Source organism: Oceanisphaera sediminis (genome assembly GCF_039539745.1).
GTDB lineage: Bacteria > Pseudomonadota > Gammaproteobacteria > Enterobacterales > Aeromonadaceae > Oceanimonas > Oceanimonas sediminis.
Genome location: NZ_BAABDS010000008.1, coordinates 56,060 through 81,063, shown reverse-complemented (window position 1 = coordinate 81,063; position 25,004 = coordinate 56,060). Strand labels below are relative to the sequence as shown.

17 protein-coding genes are annotated in these 25,004 nt (G+C 59.7%); 8 read left to right on the top strand and 9 right to left on the bottom strand.

The genetic code is table 11. The features are described 5' to 3' along the window. Positions 1 to 149: 149 nt before the first annotated feature. On the bottom strand, positions 150 to 1,070 hold the full coding sequence (locus ABD827_RS03360; protein ID WP_344962312.1) for a LysR family transcriptional regulator: 921 nt from the start codon (positions 1,068 to 1,070) through the stop codon (positions 150 to 152). A 475-nt stretch (positions 1,071 to 1,545) separates the two neighbouring features. Here ABD827_RS03360 and aptA point away from each other — a divergent pair, with 475 nt between their 5' ends. The 6 genes from aptA (at position 1,546) to ABD827_RS03330 (ending at position 10,236) form a co-directional block, all read left to right on the top strand. Next, a complete protein-coding gene (aptA, locus tag ABD827_RS03355; protein WP_344962311.1) occupies positions 1,546 to 2,898 on the top strand; it encodes an omega-aminotransferase AptA in 1,353 nt (450 codons plus the stop codon). 301 nt (positions 2,899 to 3,199) lie between these two features. Then, positions 3,200 to 4,690, top strand: a complete 1,491-nt coding sequence (locus tag ABD827_RS03350; RefSeq protein WP_344962310.1) for a CoA-acylating methylmalonate-semialdehyde dehydrogenase — start codon at positions 3,200 to 3,202, stop codon at positions 4,688 to 4,690. Positions 4,691 to 5,343: 653 nt separating this feature from the next. Continuing rightward, the gene (locus ABD827_RS03345; protein WP_344962309.1) at positions 5,344 to 6,321 is read left to right on the top strand and encodes a calcium/sodium antiporter; all 978 of its coding nucleotides are present in this window, start codon (positions 5,344 to 5,346) and stop codon (positions 6,319 to 6,321) included. 368 nt (positions 6,322 to 6,689) lie between these two features. After that, positions 6,690 to 8,048: a serine hydrolase domain-containing protein gene (locus ABD827_RS03340; RefSeq protein ID WP_344962307.1), complete on the top strand. Its 1,359-nt coding sequence runs from the start codon at positions 6,690 to 6,692 to the stop codon at positions 8,046 to 8,048. After that, on the top strand, positions 8,017 to 8,793 hold the full coding sequence (locus ABD827_RS03335; protein ID WP_344962305.1) for a glucose 1-dehydrogenase: 777 nt from the start codon (positions 8,017 to 8,019) through the stop codon (positions 8,791 to 8,793). Before ABD827_RS03340 ends, ABD827_RS03335 begins: the two co-directional genes overlap by 32 nt. A 393-nt stretch (positions 8,794 to 9,186) precedes the next feature. Continuing rightward, positions 9,187 to 10,236 (top strand): DUF2235 domain-containing protein, encoded by a 1,050-nt coding sequence (locus ABD827_RS03330; protein WP_344962303.1) that lies wholly within the window; start codon positions 9,187 to 9,189, stop codon positions 10,234 to 10,236. Here ABD827_RS03330 and ABD827_RS03325 read toward each other — a convergent pair. Further along, positions 10,188 to 11,342: a hypothetical protein gene (locus ABD827_RS03325; RefSeq protein ID WP_344962301.1), complete on the bottom strand. Its 1,155-nt coding sequence runs from the start codon at positions 11,340 to 11,342 to the stop codon at positions 10,188 to 10,190. The two genes, ABD827_RS03330 and ABD827_RS03325, sit on opposite strands and share 49 nt — an antisense overlap. A gap of 393 nt (positions 11,343 to 11,735) precedes the next feature. Here ABD827_RS03325 and ABD827_RS03320 point away from each other — a divergent pair, with 393 nt between their 5' ends. Beyond that, on the top strand, positions 11,736 to 12,824 hold the full coding sequence (locus ABD827_RS03320) for a YkvI family membrane protein (protein ID WP_344962299.1): 1,089 nt from the start codon (positions 11,736 to 11,738) through the stop codon (positions 12,822 to 12,824). A gap of 61 nt (positions 12,825 to 12,885) precedes the next feature. Here ABD827_RS03320 and ABD827_RS03315 read toward each other — a convergent pair whose 3' ends face one another. From ABD827_RS03315 to ABD827_RS03305, 3 genes are read right to left on the bottom strand one after another with little or no spacing between them, the layout of a single operon-like run. After that, on the bottom strand, positions 12,886 to 16,011 hold the full coding sequence (locus ABD827_RS03315; protein WP_344962297.1) for a DEAD/DEAH box helicase: 3,126 nt from the start codon (positions 16,009 to 16,011) through the stop codon (positions 12,886 to 12,888). A 32-nt stretch (positions 16,012 to 16,043) separates the two neighbouring features. Further along, the gene (locus tag ABD827_RS03310) at positions 16,044 to 18,980 is read right to left on the bottom strand and encodes a DEAD/DEAH box helicase family protein (protein WP_344962295.1); all 2,937 of its coding nucleotides are present in this window, start codon (positions 18,978 to 18,980) and stop codon (positions 16,044 to 16,046) included. Further along, positions 18,977 to 19,561: a class I SAM-dependent methyltransferase gene (locus tag ABD827_RS03305; protein ID WP_344962292.1), complete on the bottom strand. Its 585-nt coding sequence runs from the start codon at positions 19,559 to 19,561 to the stop codon at positions 18,977 to 18,979. The genes ABD827_RS03310 and ABD827_RS03305 overlap by 4 nt, the downstream gene beginning before the upstream one ends. Positions 19,562 to 19,725: 164 nt before the next feature. Here ABD827_RS03305 and ABD827_RS03300 point away from each other — a divergent pair, with 164 nt between their 5' ends. Then, the gene (locus ABD827_RS03300; protein WP_344962290.1) at positions 19,726 to 20,217 is read left to right on the top strand and encodes a nucleoside deaminase; all 492 of its coding nucleotides are present in this window, start codon (positions 19,726 to 19,728) and stop codon (positions 20,215 to 20,217) included. 410 nt (positions 20,218 to 20,627) lie between these two features. Here ABD827_RS03300 and trpA read toward each other — a convergent pair whose 3' ends face one another. The 4 genes from trpA to trpD are packed head-to-tail and all read right to left on the bottom strand — an operon-like array spanning position 20,628 to position 25,001. Beyond that, positions 20,628 to 21,437 (bottom strand): tryptophan synthase subunit alpha, encoded by an 810-nt coding sequence (gene trpA, locus ABD827_RS03295; protein WP_344962288.1) that lies wholly within the window; start codon positions 21,435 to 21,437, stop codon positions 20,628 to 20,630. Further along, positions 21,434 to 22,627 (bottom strand): tryptophan synthase subunit beta, encoded by a 1,194-nt coding sequence (trpB, locus tag ABD827_RS03290; RefSeq protein ID WP_344962286.1) that lies wholly within the window; start codon positions 22,625 to 22,627, stop codon positions 21,434 to 21,436. Before trpB ends, trpA begins: the two co-directional genes overlap by 4 nt. Continuing rightward, positions 22,624 to 24,012, bottom strand: a complete 1,389-nt coding sequence (gene trpCF, locus ABD827_RS03285; protein ID WP_344962284.1) for a bifunctional indole-3-glycerol-phosphate synthase TrpC/phosphoribosylanthranilate isomerase TrpF — start codon at positions 24,010 to 24,012, stop codon at positions 22,624 to 22,626. Before trpCF ends, trpB begins: the two co-directional genes overlap by 4 nt. After that, positions 24,006 to 25,001: an anthranilate phosphoribosyltransferase gene (trpD, locus tag ABD827_RS03280; RefSeq protein ID WP_344962316.1), complete on the bottom strand. Its 996-nt coding sequence runs from the start codon at positions 24,999 to 25,001 to the stop codon at positions 24,006 to 24,008. Before trpD ends, trpCF begins: the two co-directional genes overlap by 7 nt. Between the last annotated feature and the right edge of the window lie 3 nt (positions 25,002 to 25,004).

Genomic DNA, 25,004 nt, shown 5'->3' with positions numbered 1-25,004 from the left:
CGTGTGGCGCAGAACGGTCAGACTGCTGCTTGTCTGCAAAGGCACTGGACCCCCGCGTTCGCGAGGGTGACGGATCCGGTATCTTTCTGCAGAGAGATCCTGACTTTCGTCAGGATGACGGCCTGAGCACATGATTAATCCGATTGGTATTAACCGGAAGAGGAGGGCGGCAATAGTGTTTCGAGAAAGGTGTCCAGCACCAGGTTGGCGCGGCGACTGCGGGCGGTAATGGCGCAAAAACGGGTGGTGAAGCCGGTCTTGTCCGGCTGCAATGCCTTCAAGCGGCCGCGTTCCACCCAGGGGCGGGCGTAGTGATCGGGCAGGTAGCCGAGATAACAGCCGGTAAGCAGCAAAAACATGATGCCTTCCCGATCGTTGGCTCGCGCGCCCAGCGGATGGCGGCGATACAGCGCCTGCACCTCGGCGGGCTGGGCGAAGCTGGGCACTACCAGCTCATGGTCGGTCAGCTTTATGGTTTCGTCGCTTGCATAAAATAGCGGGTGTCCGGTGGCGCAATAGAGGCTGGAGCTTTCTTCGTACAGCGGCATATAGTCCAGCCCCGGCAATTCGCGCACCCGGGGCACCACACCGATATTGAGCCGACCGTCGAGCACGCCGATTTCGATGTCGTCCGATGGCTGCATGTGAATATTGATTTTCACCTCAGGCCCCCGGGCCTTGAGCGCCGCCAGGCCGTGGGTGATCTTCATGCCCGGGTGACTGACCAGATTGTCGGTAATGCCGATGGCCAGGGTGCCGCGCAGGTGTTGATGCAGATCGTTGATTTCGGCCTTGAAGTGGTCGAGGGCGCCCACCAGCCGATCGCTGGCCTCCAGCACCCGTCGGCCCTCGTCGGTCAGGGCAAAACCGGCCCGGCCACGCTGGCACAGCTTGAATCCCAGCCGGTTTTCCAGATCCGCCATCTGCATGCTGATCGCCGCCCGGCTGATGCCCAGACTCACCTCCGCCGCCGAAAAACCGCCGCAGGCCGCCACGGTGCGAAATACCTTCAACAGCTTCAGCTCGAAGTCGCTGACCTGATTCAGCACCGGCTGTTTTGCTTGTGCCATGTTGTTCTCCAAAAATCGCAAATCTGCTAAGCCCCGTAGGTCCATTTCAATGGACCAGTCCAACCCTCATGCAACACCAGCGGTCGAATACTATTTATCTAAATAAGGCGACCCTACTCCTGCCTATGTCACTGTGCCGGTGCCAAGCATGGACCCCTGCCTTCGCAGGGGTGACGCAATATTGGTCATTCCCGCGAAGGCGGGAATCCAGGGCAGATTGCACTTTGCCCGCACACAGGCGTGTACTGCTGACCCCATGGACCCCCGCCTTCGCGAGGGTGACGACAGGAACGGTTTGAGGGTGACCCAGGAACTGTCTTAGGGGGACGCAGTACTGTTTTATAGCGCTGGATGAAAGTTAAGTAAATCGTTAACCGAAGTTAATTAAGTTTAAATTTAACCTTTTGGTAACAGGGCGCATCATCTAGTCATCGAGAGGCGCCGGTAAGGCGACTGAATATGACAAGGAGCTGTGATGAACAGCATGATAGATTCGCAACGAACCGCCGAGGCCAAAGCCCGCCAGTTGAACCTGGACGCCTTCTGGATGCCGTTTTCCGGCAACCGGGCCTTCAAGGCTGCACCACGGCTGATAGCCGAAGCCGAGGGCGCCTGGTTTACCGACACTCGGGGCAACAAGCTGTTCGACAGCCTCTCCGGTCTCTGGTGTACCGGCCTGGGGCACAAGCATCCCAAAATCAACGAGGCCATTACCCATCAGCTGAATACCCTGGATTATGCGCCCGGGTTTCAGCTGGGGCATCCGCTGGCCTTCGAGCTGGCCGAACGGCTGGCCAGGCTGGCACCGGCGGATCTGAATCGGGTGTTTTTCACCAACTCCGGATCCGAATGTGCCGACACGGCATTGAAGATGGCGCGCGCCTACTGGCGCGCCAGGGGCAAGCCGGAAAAAACCAAACTCATCGGCCGGGCCCGGGGCTACCACGGGGTGAACATGGGCGGCACCAGCCTGGGCGGCATAGGCCCCAACCGCAAGCATTACGGCCAGCTGGTGGAGGCGGATCATCTGCCCCATACGTGGCTTGCAGAAAATGCCTTCAGCAAGGGCCAGCCCGAGCACGGTGTCGAGCTGGCGGATCATCTGTTGCAGATGATAGAGCTGCACGATGCCTCGAACATAGCGGCGGTGATTGTCGAGCCCATGGCCGGCTCGGCCGGGGTGATAGTGCCGCCGCTGGGCTATCTGCAACGGCTGCGCGAACTGTGCGACCGGCACGATATTCTGCTGATCTTCGACGAGGTGATCACCGGTTTCGGCCGCATGGGCGCCCTGTTCGGCGCCGACGCCTTTAGCGTGGTGCCCGACATCATGAACGTGGCCAAACAGCTGACCAACGGGGTGATCCCTATGGGGGCGGTGATTGCCAAAGAGCATATCCATCAGGCCTTTATGGATCAGCCCGGCCCCGATTACATGGTGGAGTTTCCGCACGGCTATACCTATTCCGGACACCCGGTGGCCTGCGCCGCCGCCATGGCGACACTGGATGTGATTATCGATGAAGATATGCCGGGACGAGTGCGGGGCTTGATGCCGGTGTTTGAAGAGCAGCTCCATCGCCTGAAGGGGCTGCCTCATGTGGTAGACATTCGCAACTGTGGTCTGGCCGGCGCGGTGCAACTGGCGCCCTATTCGGGGGAGCCTGCTCGTCGCCCGATGGAGCTGGCGCTCAGCCTGTGGCAGCAGGGCTACTATGTGCGTTTTGGCGGCGACACCCTGCAGTTTGGCCCGCCCTTTATCTCTACCCCGGACGAGCTGGAGCAGCTGTTCAACGCGGTGCACCGCACCCTGAAGGCGCAGTCATAAGTAATGCTGCATAACAGGTATGGTTCTTCGTCATTCCCGCGTCTTCTCTTGTCATTCCCGCGAAGGCGGGAATCCAGGACTTGTGGCGCAGAGCGGTCAGACTGTGGGGCGCCTGCAAAGACACTGGATCCCGTCCCCGCCTTCGCGAGGATGACGTTCCTTCGCGAGGGTGACGATAAGCCCAGAGTCCATGCCATCGACGGTTGGCTCAGGGGATTACTCCATCCATCTTCGTAACCGACCGCTATTTGAGTTTTAGGCCAAATATTTTTCAAGTTTAACAAAACAAAAGGATTACCAGATGAACACCATTCCTCACCTGATCAACGGCGAACGCCACCACAGCACCACCACTCTGGATGTGTATAACCCGGCTACCGGCCAGGTATGCAGTCAGGTTTGCATGGGCGATGAGTCTTTGGTGGCCGAGGCGGTGGCCGTCGCCAGGGCGGCGTTTCCGGCCTGGCGCGACACGCCACCGGCCAAACGGGCGCGGGTGATGTTTCGCTTCAAGCAGCTGCTGGAAGAGCGGGCCGACGACATCTGCGCGCTTATCAGCGAAGAGCACGGCAAGACGCTGGAAGATGCCAAAGGCGAGCTGCAACGGGGCATCGAAAACGTGGAATACGCCTGTGGCGTGCCCGAGCTGCTGAAAGGCGACTACACCCGTAACGTGGGCCCGAATATCGATGCCTGGTCCGATTTTCAGCCGCTGGGCGTGGTGGCCGGCATCACGCCGTTTAACTTTCCGGCCATGGTGCCGCTGTGGATGCTGCCGATGGCCATCGCCTGCGGCAACTGTTTTATTCTCAAGCCATCGGAAAAAGATCCCGGCGCTTCGCTGCTTATCGCCCAGTTGCTGGAAGAAGCCGGTCTGCCCAAGGGGGTGATCGGCGTGGTACATGGCAACAAGACGGTGGTAGATGCCTTGCTGACCCACAAGGATGTCAAGGCCATCAGCTTTGTTGGCTCTACCCCGGTGGCGGAATATATCTACGCCCAGGGCACCGCCCACGGCAAGCGAGTGCAGGCGCTGGGCGGCGCCAAGAACCATGCGGTGCTGATGCCCGACGCGGATCTGGATAACGCCGTAAGCGCCCTGATGGGCGCGGCCTATGGCTCTTGCGGCGAGCGTTGCATGGCCATTTCGGTGGCGGTGTGCGTGGGTGACGCGGTAGCCGATGCACTGATTGCCAAACTGGAGCCGCAAATCCGTGCCCTGAAAATCGGCCCCGGCACCCAGTGCGGACAAGACATGGGCCCGGTGATCAGCAAGGAGCATCTGGCCAAGATTGAAGGCTACATCGGCGCCGGGGTGGAGCAGGGCGCCGAGCTCACCGTGGACGGCCGCGGGCTCAGCGTAGCCGGCCATGAAGGAGGCTACTTCCTCGGTGGCTGCCTGTTCGACCGGGTCACCCCCGAGATGAGCATCTACCAGGAAGAGATTTTCGGCCCCGTGTTGTGCGTGGTGCGGGTCAACAGCCTGGAAGCCGCCATCGAGCTTATCAACGCTCACGAATATGGCAACGGCACCTGCATCTTCACCCGTGACGGCGAGGCCGCCCGGCTGTTCGGCGACGAAATAGAGGTAGGCATGGTCGGCATCAACGTGCCGCTGCCGGTACCGGTTTCCTACCATAGCTTCGGCGGCTGGAAACGCTCGCTGTTCGGCGACCTGGCCGCCTACGGCCCCGATTCGGTGCGCTTCTACACCCGCCGCAAAACCATTACCCAGCGCTGGCCCGAGCGCGCCAGCCACCAGGCCTCGGACTTCGCCTTTCCGAGCATGTGAGCCCAAGGCCTGCATGACACCCCCTCCCAACCTCCCCCTGGCGAGAACCCGCCGTCGTGCCTGTTACGCCGCTGCCAAGGGGGAGGGGCTTTTAGCTCCCTCCCCTTGAATCCGTGATCAGCAGGATAGCAACGGGGTACAACGCAAGGGGAGGGTTGGGGAGGGGTTACTGCAGGGGATGCGCATATTCCGCAGGTTCAGTACCCCGGCCAAAACGACACCCCCTCCCAGCCTCCCCCTGGCGAGAACCCGCCGTCGTGCCTGTTACGCCGCTACCAAGGGGGAGGGGCTTTTAGCTCCCTCCCCTTAATCGTGAATATTCAGGATGACAGCGGAGTGCAACGCAAGGGGAGGGCCGGGGAGGGGTTACGGCTTCTCACGCTGCCGGGTCTTTTCTTGGCTGCCGCAAGCTGTCACAATATGCGCCTCTTGGGGGAGTAATCGTTCGGCGCCCGCCGAAACCATCGTCAACAATCTCTAAGCCGAAGGCTTATGGTGGTGGTGTCCTGTTGGATTGATGAGACCTGAGGCTGACCTATTTCCGGGCGGGAAGTGGGTCTGCCTCCGGTATTCAATATCCCGCCCTGAAGAGTCCTTATGCTACCCACTGTAAATATGAATATTGCCCGCCTGACTTTGACGGGGGGCGCCTCATGCTGATGTCTGTTGCCGCCATTGTACTCGGCCTCGCCGTACTGGTGTGGAGTGCCGACCGCTTTGTGGATGGTGCCTCGGCCACCGCCCGTTATGCGGGCATGCCACCCTTGCTGATTGGTATGGTGATTGTTGGTTTCGGCACCTCGGCGCCGGAAATCGTGGTGTCGATCATCTCGTCGATGGAAGGTAACCCGGGCCTGGCGCTGGGCAACGGCTATGGCTCCAACATCGCCAATATCGGTCTTATTCTGGGCATTACCGCCCTGATCAGCCCGATTTCGGTGCATTCCCAGGTGCTGCGCAAAGAGCTGCCCATTCTGCTGCTGATCACCCTGCTGTCGTTGGCACTGTTGTGGAACGGCATGCTGGCGCGTACCGATGCCATTGTGCTGCTGGGTGTCTTTGTACTGCTGATGGGCTGGAGCATCAAGCAGGGCATGAGTGATGGCAAAGACAGCATGACCGGCGACGAGGTAAAGGAGCTGGACGACAACCTGATGAGCCTGAAACAGGCCATCTTCTGGCTGGTGGCCGGTTTGCTGCTGCTGATTGTCAGCTCCCGTATTCTGGTGTGGGGCGCGGTGAATATCGCTCAGGCGTTTGGGGTGAGCGATTTGATCATCGGCCTGACCATAGTGGCCATTGGCACCTCGCTGCCGGAGCTGGCGTCTTCCATTGCCGCCATTCGCAAGAACCAGCACGATCTGGCCATCGGCAACGTCATTGGCTCCAACCTGTTCAATACCCTCGCCGTGGTCGGCCTGGCCGGTGTTATTCATCCGCTGGAAGTGGCGTCCGAGGTGATCAGCCGCGATTTCATGGTGATGATAGTGCTGACCCTGTCGCTGTTTGTGCTGGGTTATGGCTTCAAGGGCCGCCAGGGACGCATTAACCGATTTGAAGGCGCCCTGCTGCTGGCGGTGTATGTTGCTTACACCGGCTGGCTGGCCCAGAGCGTGCTTGCCGCCGGCTAACCTTGCTGGTTGAACATGCATGATGCCGGGCCAGAGAATACCGTCATGCCGGGCTTGCCCCGGCATCTTCCGGCAAACAAGGGTGCAAACCGCCATGGACTCCGGGTCAAGCCCGGAGTGACGATCTCTGACCGGGTCAAGCTCGGAGTGATAGCCTCTGGCTCCGGGTCATGCCCGGAGTGACGATCTCTGATTCCGGGTCAAGCCCGAAGTGACGATCTCCGATTCCGGAACAGGCCCGCCGCCATTCCCGACCCCACGCCCAGAATGGGCGGTTACCACCGCCGTTTTCCCCGCCTTTCGTTCAGTTTCACATGCTCCTGAGTCTATACTCACCCGAACAAGCCACCCCGGTACGGGAGACAAGAATGATCGGATTCAGAATGTTCGCAAAGGGCGGGGTATCCCTGCTTTGCGCCGTTTTGGCACTGCCGGCGGCGTCCGAGCCGCTGTCTGCCAAAGACAGTGAACCCGCCACTCTGGGCTGGATGCAGGGCTTTCCGCCGGCGCGGGACAAGGTGGTTCGGGCGGCCGACGGCTCCTTTTTTCAGTTTCCGGCGCTGCGTTACAGCGTGACCAACATGCGCCAGTTCATGCCCACGGTAGAGGTGTCTCGCGGCCTGGAAGCGCCGGTGCCATTGGAATACCGGCTTGATCCCTTAATCGACCACTTGCAGTTTTTGCCCTGGGGCTCGGCGCAACCGATCAGCTTTGAAGACGCGCTCTGGCTCAACTACACCGACGGCCTGATTATTCTGCACCGGGGTCAGGTGGTGTACGAGCGCTACCTGGGTGCCCTGAGCGAAGACAAAAAACACGCCGCCATGTCGGTAACCAAATCCTTTACCGGCACCCTGGCCGCCATGCTGGTGGCCGAAGGCACGCTGGATGAAAACAAAACGGTGGCGCAATACGTGCCCGAGCTGAACGACTCGGCCTTTGGCGATGCCACGGTACGCCAGCTGATGGACATGACCACGGGCCTGCAATACAGCGAAGACTATGCCGACCCCAATGCCGAGGTATGGGCCTACTCCGCCGCCGGTAATCCCTTGCCCAAAGCGGCGGACTACGCCGGGCCCGTGGGCTATTTTGCCTATCTGCAGCAGGTAAAGAAGCAGGGCGAACACGGCCAGGCCTTCGGCTACAAAACCGTGAACAGCGACGCCCTCGGCTGGGTGATTTCTCGAGTGACCGGCCAGTCGGTGGCCGAGTTGCTGGCAGAAAAAGTCTGGCGGCGCATCGGCATGGAGCAGGCCGCCTATTACCAGGTGGATGAACTGGGTACTCCCTTTGCCGGCGGTGGCCTGAGTGCCGGGCTGCGTGACATGGCCCGTTTTGGCGAGCTTGTTCGTAACGGGGGCAAATGGCAGGGAGAGCAGATATTGCCGGCCGCCGCCATCGACGACATTCGCAAGGGCGGCAGTAAAGACGCCTTTGCCAAAGCCGGGTTCGACAAGCTGAAAGGCTGGTCTTATCGCAACATGTGGTGGCTAACCCACAACGCCAATGGCGCCTTTGCCGCCCGGGGCGTGCACGGCCAGACCATTTATATCGACCCGGCAGCCGACATGGTGCTGGTACGTTTTTCCTCCCACCCGGTGGCCGCCAACGGCGCCAACGACCCCACGTCTCTGCCTGCCTATCAGGCGGTGGCGGATCATTTAATGACCCTTTACCCAAAGAGGAACAGCCATGAAGTCAGCAGCACTCTTCGATCTGAGTAACAAGGTCGCCATTATCACCGGCGGCGCCAACGGCATCGGCAAGGCCTGCAGCCTGATGCTGGCCGCTCATGGGGCCAGCGTGGTGGTGGCCGATTTGAACCTGGAGGCGGCCGACGCTGTGGCCAGCCACATTCGCAAAGACGGCGGTCAGGCGCTGGCGGTGTCTTGCAACGTCACCAAAGACGAAGATCTTACCGGCCTGGTCAATCAGACCCTGGCCGAATTTGGCCAGATCAACATTCTGGTCAACAACGTCGGCGGCGGCGGTGCCGGTCGCGAAAGCCCGGCCAGCCTCAGCGTGGAGCAGTTTGCCCGCACCTTTGAGCTGAACGTGTTCAGCAACTGGCGGCTGGCCCAGTTGTGCGCCCCGCACATGGAAAACGCCGGCTACGGCTCCATCATCAACATGTCGTCGATGAGCTCGATCAACAAGAGCCCGGCCATCAGCGCCTATGCCTCGTCCAAGGCGGCCATCAACCACATGACCGCCAACCTGGCGTTCGACTACGGCCCGGCCGGTATTCGGGTGAACGCCGTCGGCCCCGGCGCCGTAAGAACCGACGCCCTGGCCTCGGTGCTGACGCCGGAAATTGAGTCGACCATGCTGTCCCATACCCCGCTCAAGCGCCTGGGCGAGCCGGACGACATCGCCGGTGCCGTGCTCTATTTTGCCGCTCCCATCTCGAACTGGGTAAGCGGCCAGGTTCTGTTCGTGAACGGCGGCGGCGTACAAACCCTGGATTAAGCAACTCCTCGGTTAAGCAAACCCGAACAACCAGAAACGGCGTGCCAGAGAGCATGCCGTTTTTATTTAAATGGGCAGATAGCGCGGCTGGTATTCGTAGGACCAATTTGTGGTTTTTGTAGCTGCCGCTTCAGCTGGCAGGCCCAGCTCTGCTGGGCGATACCGATCACACTGAACCTGCAGACTATACGCTGAGCCTGAAAGTCCTCGTTCGTCTGACGATTTGCGCCTGGCCTGCGGCGCCCCTGTCGTCATTCTCGCGAAGGCGGGAATCCAGTTGCGAACCTTCAGATGAGAAGGGCTTGCAGTGATAACGCCGTGATCAGTTGCCGCAATCTGGCATAGGCTGTACATAAACCACCATTCCCCTTCATTCTTTCCGGGAGCAGGCTTATGTCACATCATCCGCAAAGACTGATAGTACTGTTCGACGGCACCTGGAACGACCCGCAGGATAACACCAACGTGGTGAAGCTGGCGCGCAGCATAGCCCCCTTCGACGGTGAACGGCGCCAGCGCTTTTTCTATGACCCCGGCGTGGGCACCAGCACACTAACGCGGCTGGCCGGAGGCATCTTCGGCGCAGGCTTAAGCAAGAACCTGCGCCAGGGGTACGACTGGCTGGCCCGGCATTATAAAGAGGGCGATGAAGTCTGGGTATTCGGCTTCAGCCGTGGTGCCTACATCGCCCGCAGCATGGTGGGCATGATCCGCAAATGCGGCCTGCTGCATGTAATTACCCCGACCAGCCTGGCCGCCGCCGAGCGACTGTATCGCAATAAAAGTGCGGCGCCGGAGGGAGAGCAGTGCCGCCAGTTTCGGGCCCGTTACAGCCGGGAAATAAACATTCACTTGCTCGGGGTGTGGGACACGGTAGGGGCATTGGGCATTCCCGGCACCCTGATTTCCGAGCGGGGCACCTACTCCTGGCATAACACCCGGCTGTCGAACATCGTGAAGCGGGCCTATCAGGCCCTGGCACTGGACGAACACAGAGCCGCCTACGATGCGGTGCCCTGGACCAGCCCGAACGGCAACAAGAAGGCCGGACAAATAGCGGTGGAGCAGCGCTGGTTTATCGGCGCCCATGCCAATGTGGGAGGCGGTTATGGGGTGGACTCACTGGCGGATTTGCCACTGGCCTGGATGCAGCACAAGGCGATGGCGGCCGGTCTGGCGTTAACGCCGAGCACACCGGAGCCTCTGGCCTGGATGACGGCGCCCACCGACTCGTTCAACGACTTCATGGCCGGCTGGTATGGTCGCTATCGGCGCTGGTTCCATTCCGGCGATGGCCGTCACTACCGGCGACTGGACAGAGACGGGGAGGGCAACCGTTCCGTGGGCGTGAGCATAGACCCGTCCGTGTGGGCCCGCTGGCAAAGCGTGCCCGATTATCGCCCCCGCACCCTGACCGATGCCCGGAAGATCCCACCCGAATGAGCACGCCCTGTTCTGCCACTCAGCCTGGTCAGCATGAAGAGCGTGGCCCGCAACAGCCCCGTCAGTAGCGGAACAAGCAGCCAGAGCAGCCAGCTGCCAAGGTAAAGCGCCGGCATCAACAGCAACAGCCAACCGGCAAACTGCACGACCAGCACCGGGTAGCCCAGCACATCCGCAACCCCCGCAAGCAGGTCATTGACCAGGCTGGGATGGGTCATCACCAGGTAACCGGCGCCAAACACCAGCGGCCACTTGGCATAGCGGGCACCGTTCAGCACCAACCGCCCGCCCTGGCTGACCCGGGCCGCCAGGGCCGCCGAACGGGTGGCCCGGCTGGCGCTCTGGGTGGTAACCGCGGCGGTACGTCCCATTCGCAACACCTTGACGGCACTGGTTAACACCAGCACATCAACCGATGCCCAGCCGATATCCCCGGCGGTGAGCGCTTCACCGGCGCGGTATTTGGTTTCCAGGCTGCGGATGCCGCCGGTAAAAAACTGGTTCAGCCCTTCCAGCATGCGTTCGGTCACCACCCACCGGGTTTCACCCTTATCGTCCACCACAAACTGACCGAGAAAATCATGCCCTTCGCTCTTGATGAAGTTGACGGCATACCAGCCACGTTGTTCCGGAGAAAGCGTTTGATACCGCTCCGGCGTTGCGCTTGGAGTACCGGCGCTTTTGGGAGCACCGGTAAAATACTGCTTGATGGCCCGGTAGCCCTGGTCCGCCTGGTTTATCAGCTCTATGGTGTAGACGGGCCGGGTCAGAAAGTGATGAATAGGTGGCAACACGGTTTCACCATAGCGGCGCAGAATCTCCTGAAATTCAGGCTCCTGGCCGTAGAGCGAAAACACACGGCGGGCCATGGCCGGATAACGGATAAACGCCGCCTGTGCCTTTACCAGCAGCAGCGGATCATCGGCCAGATCCAGCAGTATTGCCTGCACCCCGACCGGCTCCGCTTCAATGCCGGGAAACCCCTGCAACACATCGGCGGCCTGAATGTGTATCAGTTTCTGCTCAATGGGAACCGGGCGACTGCCCACACTGAACACCGTTGCCAGTAATAGGGCAAGGCCACCAATCATAAACAGCTTCTTCACAGGCTCACCCATCAATATCACTCAACAATGTCACTCAACAACAGGGATATATCCGGTTTGCGCTGGCTCTACAACCGCTAACTGTAAAGTACGCCGGCACTCCCACATAGACCAAGGTCTGATATGCCCGGCAACAGGGCTTTGCTATGGTCGCCGGCTTCACGGGGGGGGCACGGTACCTGTTGTCTATTTGGATCTATGTAGTTTATCCGTGGGATTATTTGACGGTTTGCCAGGTGATTGTGTTGATAATCACGTTATTTAACAAAACAATCACGCCAACCCTATGATTATGCTACATTCCCCCGCTTTACGGCGCTACAACAGCACCTTCTGGAAATTGGGCTCTCTGTAATCAATTGACAGGGCTATTTAACGGAGTATCAGGCGATCATGTGGAAAATATTGAAAATAGCCAGTGCATTCATTGGCATTATCGTAGGGGCAGGATTTGCCTCGGGTCAGGAAGTGCTGCAGTACTTCACCAGCTTCGGTTACATGGGCACCGCCGCCGCCGTGGTGGCCACGGCGCTGTTCGCCTACCTGGGCATGATGCTCACCATGCTGGGCAGCCGCACCCGTACCCGTTCCCATAAAACCGTGGTGTATCAGATTAGCGGTCGTTACATCGGCGTGATTGTGGATTACGTGATCATCTTTACCCTGTTCGGTGTGGGCGTGGTGATGATCGCCGGTGCCGGCTCCGCCCTGAATCAGCAGTTTGGTCTGGCACCTTTTGTGGGCAGCGTGCTGATGACCCTGATGATGGGTGCCACCCTGATGCTGAACGTGCAGCGCGTCGTGACCCTTATCGGCAGCATTACCCCCTTTCTGGTGCTGGCGCTGGTGTTGATCTGCATTTACAGCCTGGCCACCATGGACCGCAGCTTTGCCGAGCTGGCCCCCATTGCCGAAAGCGTAGAGTCCAGCCTGCCGCACTGGCTGGTGTCTGCGGTCAACTATGTGTCGTTCAACATCGCCGTGGGTGCCGCCATGTCGCTGGTAATGGGCGGCGCCGAGAAAAACGAAAACATCGCCAAGTGGGGCGGCCTGTTCGGCGGCCTGGGCGTAGGCGTGATGATCATGATCAGCCACCTGGCAATGTTCTCGCAAATCGACAACATTGCCGGTTACGCCCTGCCGCTGCTTAAAATTATCGACGGTATCTCGCCCTGGCTGGCGAAAGGCATGGCCTTTGTGCTGTTCGGCATGATCTTCAGCACCGGTGCCAGCATGTTCTATGCCTTTGTGGCCCGCTTTGTGGAAATGCGCACCCCGGCCGCCACCCGCTTCTCCCTCATTACTCTGGCGGTGGGCTTTGTGGCCAGCTTTGCCGGCTTTACCCAATTGGTCGCCTTCTTCTACCCGCTGATCGGCTACCTGGGCCTGTTTTTGGTGGGCGCGTTGATCTTCGCCCCCTTCAAGCTCAAGCGAGACGCTCGCCAGCCCGGCATGGCACAGGCAGTTGGCAGCACCGATTAAGCGAATGCTCGAACACTGACCCGAGCAAACCAAAGCCGCCATCTGTTGATGGCGGCTTTTTTCATCCCAACACACTGAACTCCTTGAACAGTCTCACCGGCAGTGGGTGCTTCAGCTGCCAAGTGATGTTCATCGGTTTACTGCCGTGATAGCGCATAAATTTCACCGGGCCGCAGGCGCGATAGGGTGAATTTTTGTCGATGCGTACAAACAGCTGAAACTGCCAGCCATTAGTTTCGCTTTCAATGTAGCGGCGACCGCCTGGAGTGCTGGGCCCTGCACTGTTCTGAGATTGCCAATGAAACTGAGTCTGACTGATGGCGTAATCGTTATAGGCGACACCTTCATGCTGGGCCGTACTCTTATCCAGCGTCACGAACAGCAATTCAGTTTTGCTCTCTTTGAATGACAGTACGCCAGCCTGAAACGGCGTGCGTTTTTCTGCGGTAAGAAAACCTACGGCGGTGAGGATTTCTCGGCTGTGATAAGCCGCATGTAATCGCAGAGGTGTGTGCTCCAGCCCCGGCAAGGGCGAGTATTGATGCTGCGTTCTGGCATCTAGGTAGTTGCTGAGCTGAGCCAGCTCATTGCACACGGCAGGGGACTGAGATAGCCGCTTAAGAAAGGCTTGAGCCGATCCGGTCTGGCTTTGCTGACCATCTATTTGATATGCCAGCATTTGTAGCCGTTGCTGTTGCTGCTCATCGACGATCACGTAATTGGCATCATTTTCGGCCACTTGGTTTATCAGCTCTAACTGTGCAGTGTCATCCAAATGCAACAAGCTTCCCAGTCGGCGGCTGAAATAGCGTTCCTCGGCGGAGGCTTCTCCCGGCAAGAGGCCGGCATCTCGTTGCAGATTGGTCCAACCGCTGTTTTGGCCGGCGCGATAGATATCCTCCAGCTCTAATTGCTGCTCGTTGAGAAAATCATCTAGAGCTACATGACGGTTTCCGGTCAGACTAACGTAGGCGTGCAACTCCTGCTGCAGGCGGCGCCAGTTCTGATTGAGTGCCAGTTTTAGGCTGCTAAGAATATGCTCTCTGGCTTGTTTTTGTAGCTGGATATGGCAACCGCTGGGCAGTCGGCCAAATCCTTTTTCTATGCTTTCGATTACTTCACGGCGCGACAGGCCAGTTATGGCGCTGTAGAGCATATCGAAGCGGAATCCTTCCTTATGCTGGCCGACAAAATCCAGGATCAGGCAGCTCTCTTTGCCCTCGAACAAACGCAGACCACGACCGATTTGCTGTTGAAACAGAGTGGCACTTTGGGTGGGCCTAAGTAACAGCAAGGTATCGACAAAGGGAAGATCGATCCCTTCGTTATAGAGATCTACGGTCACGATGGCATGGATCTCGCCACGTTCCAGCTGTTTGGGCAGATCTCGACGCTCTTTAACGGAGCTTTTACCGGTGATCACCCGAGCTATGATGCCGGCCTTTTCAAACTGATCTGCCATAAATTCGGCATGAGCAATGCTCACGCAGAATACCAGGCTCTTGCCGCGCTTAGGGTCGTCCACCAGTTGTTGCCAGGCGCGGATCACCGCCGCTGCGCGAACATGGTTGCCGGTAAGCAGATTATCCAACGCTTTGAGTTCGTTAGCTTGTTGCCAGGGGATCTCGCGGTAGTCGGTGTCATCGTCACAGGCATAATATTCGAAGGGGGCCAGCAGTTGCAGATCCAGCGCTTGCCACAGACGTAATTGTGCCGCCGGTGAACCGTCCGGTCGATTATCAAAATGGCGCAGGATATTCTTGCCATCTGCTCGTTCCGGTGTCGCGGTTAAGCCCAGTAAATAAGCCGGAGAAATGCTTGAGAGCAGCTTGTCGAAGCTGTTAGCTTCTATGTGATGACATTCGTCGATAATCACCATGTGCCAGTAATCTGCTGCTTGCTGAGAGACCAGCTTGCGGGCATTCAGGCTTTGAATAGTGGCGAACAGATGCTGATCCTGTTCTGGTTGATGTTCACCGGTAAAGAGATCGCCGAACTCTGCTTCGCGCAGCACCAGCCGAAAGGTGCGCATGGCCTGTATCAACAATTCCTTGCGGTGGGCGACAAACAACAGCCGCGGCAAGCCGCCTTGCTTGCGGGCTAGGCGACGGTAATCGAAAGCTGCCATGACGGTTTTACCGGTGCCGGTGGCGGCAACCAGCAGGTTCCGCATTCGGCCATGCGCTCTTTCGTTATCCAGTTGCTCCAAAATATCCAGCTGAAAGGGTTTGGGCTCTATATCGAAGAAGGTGGGGGTGGCAATCAGATCTCGGCCAGACTCGTGCTTCAATGCCTTGGTTAACTGGTTACGATGTGTCTGATCCTCCGGGTTATAGCTGCGGAATTCACCATCTTGCCACAGGGTTTCAAAATGCGCCTGTGCTCGTTGATAGAGTTTGTTCTGGCCCTTTTCGGTGAATTTAACCGTCCATTCTAGCCCGCCCATCAGGGCGGCACCGGACAGGTTGGCGCTGCCCACATAGGCGGAGCCAAAGCCGGTGCTGCGTTCGAAAATCCAGGCTTTGGCGTGTAAGCGGGTCCGGCTACCATCGAGTGATACCCTAACTTCACAATTAGGCAATCGGGCCAGGGTATCCAACGCCTTTTGTTGTGTGGCGCCCATATAGGTGGTGGTCAGCACCCGTACCTTGGCTTGGCTTTTCCCTTTGGCATCGGTGCTGGTGATCTGCTTGAGCACTTCGATAATCTTTCGCACCCCAGAGACGGTGATGAAACTCACCAGAATATCGACGCTATTGCATGACGCCAGTTCGGCAGTGAGCTCATGCAACAAAGCGGGAGAATCTTTACCGGCGGTAAACAGCCAGGGTTGTGCTAAGCCGATGGCTGGCAGTTCAGGCTTTCGCTGGGCAGGATATAAGGAGCGCAGTACCTGGGGTGGAGTGCATAACAGATCGGGGGCTTCATCTTGATGCAACCGCTGACGGGAGTATCGCAATATGTCGTTTATAAGTTCGGCTTGTGCCTTCACCTTGACCTGTTTATCACCACTGACCTCTGCTAAAAGCTGTGACAGCTGCTCGGCCAGAGCATCGGCTAAGCGTTCGTGACTGAAGGCCGGGTTGAGTTCTTCGGGCTGGGCGCTGAGCCCGCTTTCTGATAGCGCTTGTTCTACTCCCTGAGTGGTGAGCAGATCGTAGAGGCCTTGTGCCAGAGGTGCTTTCATCCTGTCCCTTATTGTTATTTTTCTGCTTCTTGTTATTGAGCCGGCTCTGAAATTACGCCCCTGAACCGGGCAAAAGGTTTCATCTCGTCGGTGGCGGCCAGATCTTCATAATCCGGATTGGTGGCGTGCAGTCGATAGCCGCCGTCCGGTTTTTTCTTAACCATCCGCAGCAGATACTGGTTGTCGCCGGACTCGTCTTGCTGCTCTATGGCCAGGGTCTGGTTGCTGATGGATCCGGCTGTTTGCGGTGTTATCCATTCCAGTAACAGCAAATCACCGTCGTTAACCGGCTGTTTGCCGCCGTTCATAGAATGTCCGCTGGCCCGGGCCAGAAAGTGCCGTTTGATGTCGAGTGGACCGTAGTGATCCGCAATGGCCATGAGTTCGGCGTGATCGCCGTGGCCGGTCTTGAAGTGGCCGCAGGCAATGCGCAAGTCGGGAAAACAGGGTAATTCGATAACCTCGGCCATCGGTGTGTCGGCGCTGTCGGTCGCTTGCTGTTGCACTTTTGCTGACCGCGGCGCTTTTGCCAGTTTAGCTGCATGGCGGCGGCGATACTCGGCCAGGCGCAGATCCACCAGTTCCTGCATCATCAAATGCAGGGTATCCAGTTTGTCTGTGGGCAGCTCGAAGCGGGGGCAGAAGCGGTCGTTCTTTATCTCGAACCAGTAATCGGCCTGCGAGTCCGGGTTGCCGCCGGTGCTGTATTTGATCGGGTTGTTCTGCCAGTAACGCAGCCAGGCGGGGGAGTCGGCGGTCATGGCCTGTTGTTTGGCTGGCAGGTCGAGCAGTAACAAGTCCGGGTGGCGCTCCAGCACATGGCGGGACTGTTCGGCCAGTGCCGCCAGGGTAGGGGGCTGGCACAGGCCGTCCAGTTCCAGAAGTGCCTGCAGTAATATGATCTTGAAGCTTTTGCTGAGCGTGGTGGTCTCTACGCCGGTCAGTAAAAAATCACCGAGTTTATCCAGCACAATGACGGCAGAAGCCGTGAGATCGCCTTCGCTTCGCGTCAGTTCAAACCAGTTGCCGTGCTGTTTGCGCAGCTTGGCCAAATCCAGCCCGGCCCGAAAGGCCTGCACCGCCGTGGGCCTGTGGCCCAGTTCATCTTTAAGCCGACGATAGTCATCAACCACTTTTACCCGGCCGCCGTAGCGCAGCTTGTTCATTAGCGGTATCAGCCGGGGGGCGAGGTTGATATAGCAGCCTTCGGGTAAATCCGGAGTGGTTTGACTGCCGCTGCCGTTGGTCGTGCCGATGGTGGCCTGCAACAGCTCGGGCTTGAACAGGCAGGCTTTGTGGTTGCCCACCAGATCGACCACCATCAGCTGCTGCTTGCCCGGATGCTTGCGCAGGCCCCGGCCCAGTTGCTGCAAGAATACAATGCGCGATTCGGTGGGGCGCAGCATCAGCAGGGTGTCGATGGCGGGCAAATCCGTACCTTCGTTGAACAGGTCCACCGAGAAAATCACCTGCAGCTTGCCGTCGGCCAGTTCGGTCAGCGCCTGGTTGCGCGGCATGGCCGAGCCGGCATAAACGGCGGCGGCCTTGATATCGGCATCGTTGAATATCCGGGCCATAAAGTCGGCGTGGCGGGTAGAAATGCAGAAGGCCAGGGTGCGGCTCCGGGCGTAGGTGCGCCACTGCTCAAGGGCATGCCGGGCCCGCCGTTTGCTGGCAAAGGCGGCATTCAGCGCATCGGGATCGAAACGGCCGTTGCGCCAGGGAATTTCGTCGTAGTCGATGTGCTCGTCATAAATGCCCTGATAGACGAAGGGCACCAGATGACGGTCGACAATGGCGTCGCGCAGGCCGCGCTCGAACACCAGGTTGTCGTCACACAGGGCCAGAATATCGGCCTGATCGGTTCTGTCCGGCGTGGCGGTCAGCCCGAGCAGAAAACGGGGGCGAAAATGATCCAGCAAGCGGCGATAGGTTGGCGAGGTACTGTGGTGAAATTCGTCGACGATGATGTAATCGAAGTGATCCGGCGCAAAGCGTCGCAGGTGGTCGGCCCGGCCCAGAGTCTGCACCGAGGCAAACAGCCAGTCGGCCTGATCCTGCTGTTGGCCGTTATACAGGCCGGTGTGTGCTGTGGGCTGCATGCGAATGAAGGTGGCCTGAGCCTGGCGGATAATCTCGTCTCTGTGGGCCACAAACAGCAGCTTTTTGGCCTTGAGCTGGCGGGCGTCGAAGGCGGCCAGCCAGGTCTTGCCCAGGCCGGTGGCCATGACCACCAGCCCCCGTTGGTAGCCCTGGCTGCGGCTGGCCTGTAGCGCCGCCAGTGCTTCTTCCTGTACCGCATGGGGCAGGGGCGTTTCGCGCAGGGTCTCGTCATCGGTGGTGTTGTCACCGGTAATGACGCGCAGGCCGGTGAGCGGACTTTGTTGATAGCGGATCAGGTAATCGTCTATCCAGTGGTGGCTGAGCGGTACCACCCGGGCATCCTGCGCCAGTTGCTGCATCTGTTGCTGTAACGCCAGCAGGCTGGTGGCGGCGGGGCTGGTGCCGTCATCGTCTACCCGCAGGCACCAGTTCCACTCCAGCGAGTCGGTGAGGGCGGCGCGGGAGATATTGCTGGAGCCGACAAGGCCAAGCCCCGTCAGCCGTTTCTGCGTGTGTTGTTGAATAAACAGGTAGGACTTGAGGTGAAAGCCGGGATTGCCGGCGCTCTCGTAGATGCCGACGCGGGCGCCCCGTTCGGCCAGCAGCATCAGCCAGCGCAGGGCCACCGGCTCGGTCACATCCAGATAATCTGAGGTAATGACGTCGAGTTGCACGCCTCTGTCCAGGGCTTCGAACAGCGCATCCTGCAGCAGCGCCAGTCCGCTCTGGCGAATAAAAGACACGGCGATGCCGATGCTGCTGCCTTCGCCGGTGGCGTTGATGGCACCCAGCAGGGGGCCGAGCAGCGGCTGGTGGAAACCGGGATCCTTGGCGCCGCCACCGGCGAGCAGTTGCGGGGCCGTCATTCCGCCACCTTCACCAGCAGGGCATTCAGCCAGCGCTCCTGCTCCCGGCCGGGGCGCAGATCGCCGGTTTGCCATTGTTCGGCGATGTTCAGCGGCAGGCCGTTAAGCAGTTGCTTCAGGCCGGTTTCATCCAGGTTGGTGAAGTGGCGGCCCTCACGGCTGGTTTCGCCCTGGCCGTACTTGAAGGAGCAGTAAAACACGCCGCCGGGCTTCAATTGTGTGGTCAGATGAGCCATAACGGCGGCCAGTTCGGCCAGCGGCACATGCAGCAAAGAGGCACAGGCCCAGATGGCATCTGCCGGGGCTGGCGTGCTGAACTCTTCGAAGCGGCATTGCACTACCGGCAGACCGCTATGGGCACGGGCCAGCTGCACCAGCGCCGGGCTGGCGTCGAAGGCGGTTACCCGGTATCCCAAGCGGGAAAAATGCAGGCTGTCTCGCCCCGAGCCGCAGCCGGCATCCACGATATGGCCGCCGGCCGGCACCTTCGGTAGAAAGCGGTCGTAAAGCGGCGTCATGTCTACGGTTACGGTACTTTGATAGAACTGCTCGGCCTGCTGCTGGTAATAGTCGTGAGACATTTTCCTGCTTTGATATTTGTTGTTTGTTCAGTACCTTATCAGACTCAAGACAGAGCTGGATAGCCTTTACCGCCGTGTCTGTGCGTTTGTGGCGGCGGGGCCGGTCGGTTATGGCAAGAGGGGGCTGTCCCCTGGTCAAACAGGCGAATTTACAGGAGTGAACAATGGCTTTGAACGAACAGGATTTACGACATTTGCGCCGTTGCGTGGCATTGGCGGAAGAGGCGCTGGCCGGTGGCGACATGGCCTTTGGCTCTGTGCTGGTGTCGGCCGAAGGGGCGGTACTGGCGGAAGATCACAATCGCATTCACAGCCATGAACCCACCTGGCATCCGGAAATTGCCCTGGCGCGCTGGGCGGCCGAGCACCTGAGTGAAACCGAGCGGGCACGCTCTACCCTGTATACCTCGGGCGAGCATTGCCCCATGTGCTCGGCGGCACACGCCTGGGCGGGGCTGGGGCGCATTGTGTATGCCAGCTCGGCGGCGCAGTTTACCGACTGGTGCAGCGAATGGGACCTGCCGGAGTCGCCGGTGAAGCCGCTGGCCATCAAGGAAGTGGCACCGGAAATTGAAGTAGCGGGCCCGGTGCCGGAGCTGGCCGAGCAGATCCGCGAGTTGCATAAGCGGTATTTTGGGATTGAGGATAACGAGTAAGGCGGCTTAGCCATAAGTGACACCCCCTCCCAGCCTCCCCCTGGGGAAGACCCGCAGCCGTGCCTGTTATCCCACTGCCAAGGGGGAGGGGCCGTTCGGCGCCGATGGTAAGCGGGGTGCCGATCTGCTCCCTCCCCTTAACCTTGAATTCGGCAGAATAACAGCGGGGTGCAACGCAAGGGGAGGGTTGGGGAGGGGTTGCTGCACCTAGTCAAAATGACACCCCCCACCCAGCCTCCCCCTGGGGAAGATCCGCAGCCGTGCCTGTTAGGTCGCTGCCAAGGGGGAGGGGCCGTTCGGCGGCGCCGGCAGAATATCGGTGGGGAAAACGCGGCAACAAAAAAGCCGTAGGCAGTGTTGCTTACGGCTTTTTGTCTTTTCTTTCAGCTTTCAGCTTTCAGCTTCCGGCTTTACAGCTTTTTGGTCGCGGCTTTCATGTCTTTCACGAAGGCGGTCAGGGCGTCCAGCATGGCCTGGGGATTGCTCAGGTGCTGCTCGATGATCTTGACCACGGCCGAGCCGGAGATGGCGCCGGCGGCACCGGCGCTAAGGGCGTCGCGCACTTGCTGCGGGGTAGAAATACCAAAACCCAGCAGTGAGGGCGGCGCCTTATATTGCTTCAGGGTGGCAACCAGGGTGTCTACCGGCTTGCCGGCCTTGGTTTCGGTGCCGGTTACCCCGGCGCGGCTCAGCAGATAGGTATAGCCGGAGCCCATTTCGGCCACCGCCTTCAGGGTGGCTTTGTCACCGTTGGGCGGGGCGATGAAAATGGTTTCTACACCGGCCTTGTCGGCGGCGGCCTTGAAGGGCTCGGCCATTTCCAGCGGCACGTCGGCCACCAGTACCGAGTCCACTCCGGCCTTGGCGGCACGGCCATAGAAGCTGTCCATGCCCGGTGCATACACCAGGTTGGCGTACACCAGCAGGCCGATGGGCAGCTCGGGGTACTTCTCCCGCACCCGGGTCAGTATGTCGAAACAGACTTGCGAGTTGGTGCCGGCCTCCCGGGCGCGCAGGGTGGCGGCCTGAATGGTGGGGCCGTCGGCCACGGGGTCGGAGAACGGAATGCCCAGCTCAAGCGCATCGGCACCACCGGCCACCAGGGCGTCAATCACCTGGAGCGAATGCTCGGGCGAGGGGTCGCCCAGGGTCACGAAGGGCACAAAGGCCCCTTCGTTGTCGGCCTTGAGGCGGTCAAACAGGCGGTTGTAGCGGCTCATTTCATTTCTCCTTTCTGTTCCAGAATATCGGCAACGGTAAAGATGTCCTTGTCGCCACGACCGGACAGATTAACCACCAGCACCTGCTCTTTTTCCGGCTCGGCTTCGGCCATTTTAAGTGCCCAAGCCAGGGCGTGAGAAGACTCCAGCGCCGGAATAATGCCTTCGTTGCGGGCCAGGGCCTGAAAAGCGTCCAGCGCTTCATCATCGGTTACCGATACATACTGGGCGCGGCCCGAGGTGGCCAGAAACGCGTGCTGGGGGCCTACAGAAGGAAAATCCAGACCGGCAGACACCGAGTAGGACTCTTCTACCTGACCGTCGGTGTCGTGCATCATCAAAGACAGCATGCCGAAGAACACGCCCTTGGTGCCTTCACCCAGGGTGGCGCCGTGCTCGCCGGTTTCAATGCCCTTGCCGGCGGGCTCTACGCCGATCAAGCGTACGTTTTCTTCATCGATAAAGTCGGCAAACATGCCGATGGCATTGGAGCCGCCACCCACGCAGGCGATCACCGCGTCGGGCAGGCGCGCTTCGTGCTCTACTATCTGCACCTTGGCTTCTTCGCCAATCATGCGCTGAAATTCACGCACTATGGTGGGGAAGGGGTGCGGGCCGGCGGCGGTGCCCAGCATGTAGTGGGTGGTGTCGTAGTTGGCGGTCCAGTCGCGCAGCGCCTCGTTGCAGGCGTCCTTGAGGGTGGCGGAGCCGGAGTGTACCGGTATGACCTTGGCACCCATCAGCTCCATGCGGAATACATTGGGCTTTTGGCGTTCGCAGTCTTTGGCACCCATGTAAACGATGCATTCCATGCCCATCAGGGCACAGGCCAGGGCGGTGGCCACGCCGTGCTGGCCGGCACCGGTTTCGGCGATAATGCGGTTCTTGCCCATGCGCTTGGCAAGCAGGGCCTGGCCCAGTACCTGGTTGGTTTTGTGGGCGCCGCCGTGCAGCAGATCTTCCCGCTTCAGGTAGATGCGGGTTTTGGTGTTGGCGGCCAGGTTGCGTACCCGGGTCAGCGGGGTGGGGCGACCGGCGTATTCGCTCAGCAGTTCGCGAAATTCGCGGTCGAATTCCGGATCCTGCTGGGCATCCACGAAGGCCTTTTCTAATTGCAGCAGGGCGGGCATCAGAATTTGTGGCACATACATGCCGCCAAAGTCGCCGAAAAAGGGGTTAAGTAAGCTCATAATGTGGTTATCCTGCGTCCGTAATGTCTGAGTGATGCGAAGGCGGCGTTCAGCTTGGCCGCGTCTTTCTGCCCGGGGGCGCTTTCTACGCCGGAGTTCAGGTCCAGGCCAAGGCAGCCCAGGGCGGCGGCGTCGGCCGCGTTGTTAGGGGTCAGGCCGCCGGCCAGCATGGCGTTGGCCTTGTCGATGTCATTCAACAGCTGCCAGTCAAAGGCCTGGCCGGTGCCGCCGCTCTGGCCGCCGGTTTGGGTGTCGAACAGCAATCGGTCGGCCTGTTGCGGCAAGGCGGGCAGGCTGTCGCTTACCGGCACCGCCTTCCATACCGCCACGCCGGGCAGCTGTTGCTTCAGCTCGGTGATATAGGCGTCGTCTTCTTCGCCGTGCAGTTGCACCGCGCTCAGGCCCAGCTCGCGGGCGATGGCGGCCACCTCGGTCTGAGGCTGGTTCCGGAACACGCCCACATAGTGGAGCGGGGCGGCGGCCATGACGATTCTGGCTTGTTCCAGGTCCACACAGCGCGGGCTCTTGGCCACGAAGATCAGGCCGCCGAACACGGCACCGGCCTGGTGAGCGGCGGCGGCATCCTGCGGGCGGGTCAGGCCGCACACCTTGTTGTCACCCAAAATCAAGCGGCGCACGGCCAGCTCCAGATCGTCCTCGGCCATCAGCGAGCTGCCGACCAAAAAGCCGTCGGCGTGGGCCGACAGGGCCTTTACCTGGCTGTGCCGATGAATGCCGGACTCGGAGATCACGATGCGATCGTCCGGAATAAGGGCGGACAGCACCCGGGTACGGTCGAGATCGATACTCAGATCGCGCAGGTCCCGGTTGTTGATGCCGATAACCTGAGCGTCCAGCGCAAGGGCGCGCGCTACTTCTTCACGGCTTATCACTTCGGTCAGCACGCCCATGTTCAGGGACCGGGCCACCGCGGCCAGTTCGCGATACTGCTCGTCATCCAGCACCGACAGCATCAGCAGTATGGCGTCGGCCTGATGATGGCGCGCCAGTTTGATCTGGTAGGGATCGATGATGAAGTCTTTGCAGATCACCGGCTGGCTCACCTGACCGCGCACCCGGGTCACGAATTCGAATTTGCCCTGAAAGTACTTTTCGTCGGTCAGCACCGAAATGGCCGAGGCATGGCGGCCGTAAACGGCGGCGATGGCATCCAGGTCGAAGTGTTCGCGGATCAGCCCCTTTGAAGGCGAGGCTTTCTTGCATTCGAGTATAAAGGCCGGCTTGCCGGCGCTCAGCGCCGCCTCAAAGGGGCGGTCGCTCGGCGTCAGCTCGGCTTCAAAACTGCTCAGGGGCTGGCTCTGCTTGCGTTCGGCGACCCAGATTTTCTTGTCGGCAACAATCTTGCCGAGAACGGTACTTAACATTGGCTCAACTCCGCCAGTTTATTGGCTACTTCCATGGCTTTGCCCGACTTTAACACAGCCAATACCTGGGCTACCGCTTCTTTTAGGGTCTCGGCCTGGCCGCTCATCACCAGTAACGGCGCCACGTTCATGGCAATAACGCCTTGCTGGGCCGGGGTACCACCGCCTTGCAGCAGGCTTAAGGTAATGGCTTTGTTTTCACTGGGCTCGCCGCCGGCAATGGCGCTGATATCAAAGCGCTCCAGGCCCAGCTCTTCGGGGGTGATGCTGTATTCGCTGATCACGCCGTGGTTGATTTCCGCCACCGTGGTGGGGCCATGAATGGCAATTTCATCCAGACCGCTGCCATGCACCACCATGCCGCGTTTGAGGCCCATGGCCACCAGGGTGTCGGCAATGGGCCGTACCAGCTGCTCGGAATACACGCCCAGCAAAATAAAGTCGGGTCGGGCCGGGTTAACCAGCGGGCCCAGTACGTTGAAGATGGTGCGGGTTTTCAGGGCCTGGCGTACCGGCATGGCATTGCGCATGCCGCCGTGATAGTTGGGCGCAAACAAAAAGCAGGCGTTCACTTCGTCCAGGCAGCGGCGGGCGCGATCCGGGCTCATGTTCAGGTCGATACCCAGTTGTTCCAGCAGGTCGGAAGAGCCGGACTTGGAAGACACGCCGCGGTTGCCGTGCTTGGCTACCTTGATGCCGCAGGCGGCGGCCACCAGGGCCGAGGTGGTCGACACATTGATGGTGTTCATGCCGTCGCCACCGGTGCCGACGATGTCGCAGAAGGCATATTCGGGCCGGGGGAAGGGGGAGGCGGCTTCCAGCAAGGCCTGAGCGGCACCGGCAATTTCATCCGGCGTTTCGCCTTTCATCTTCAGCACGGTCAGCAAAGAGGCCATGGTCATTTGATCCATGTCGCCCTTGATCAGCTCACCAAACAAGGCCTGTGCCTGGCTGCGGCTGATGTGCTCGCCACGATACAGCTGGTCCATGGC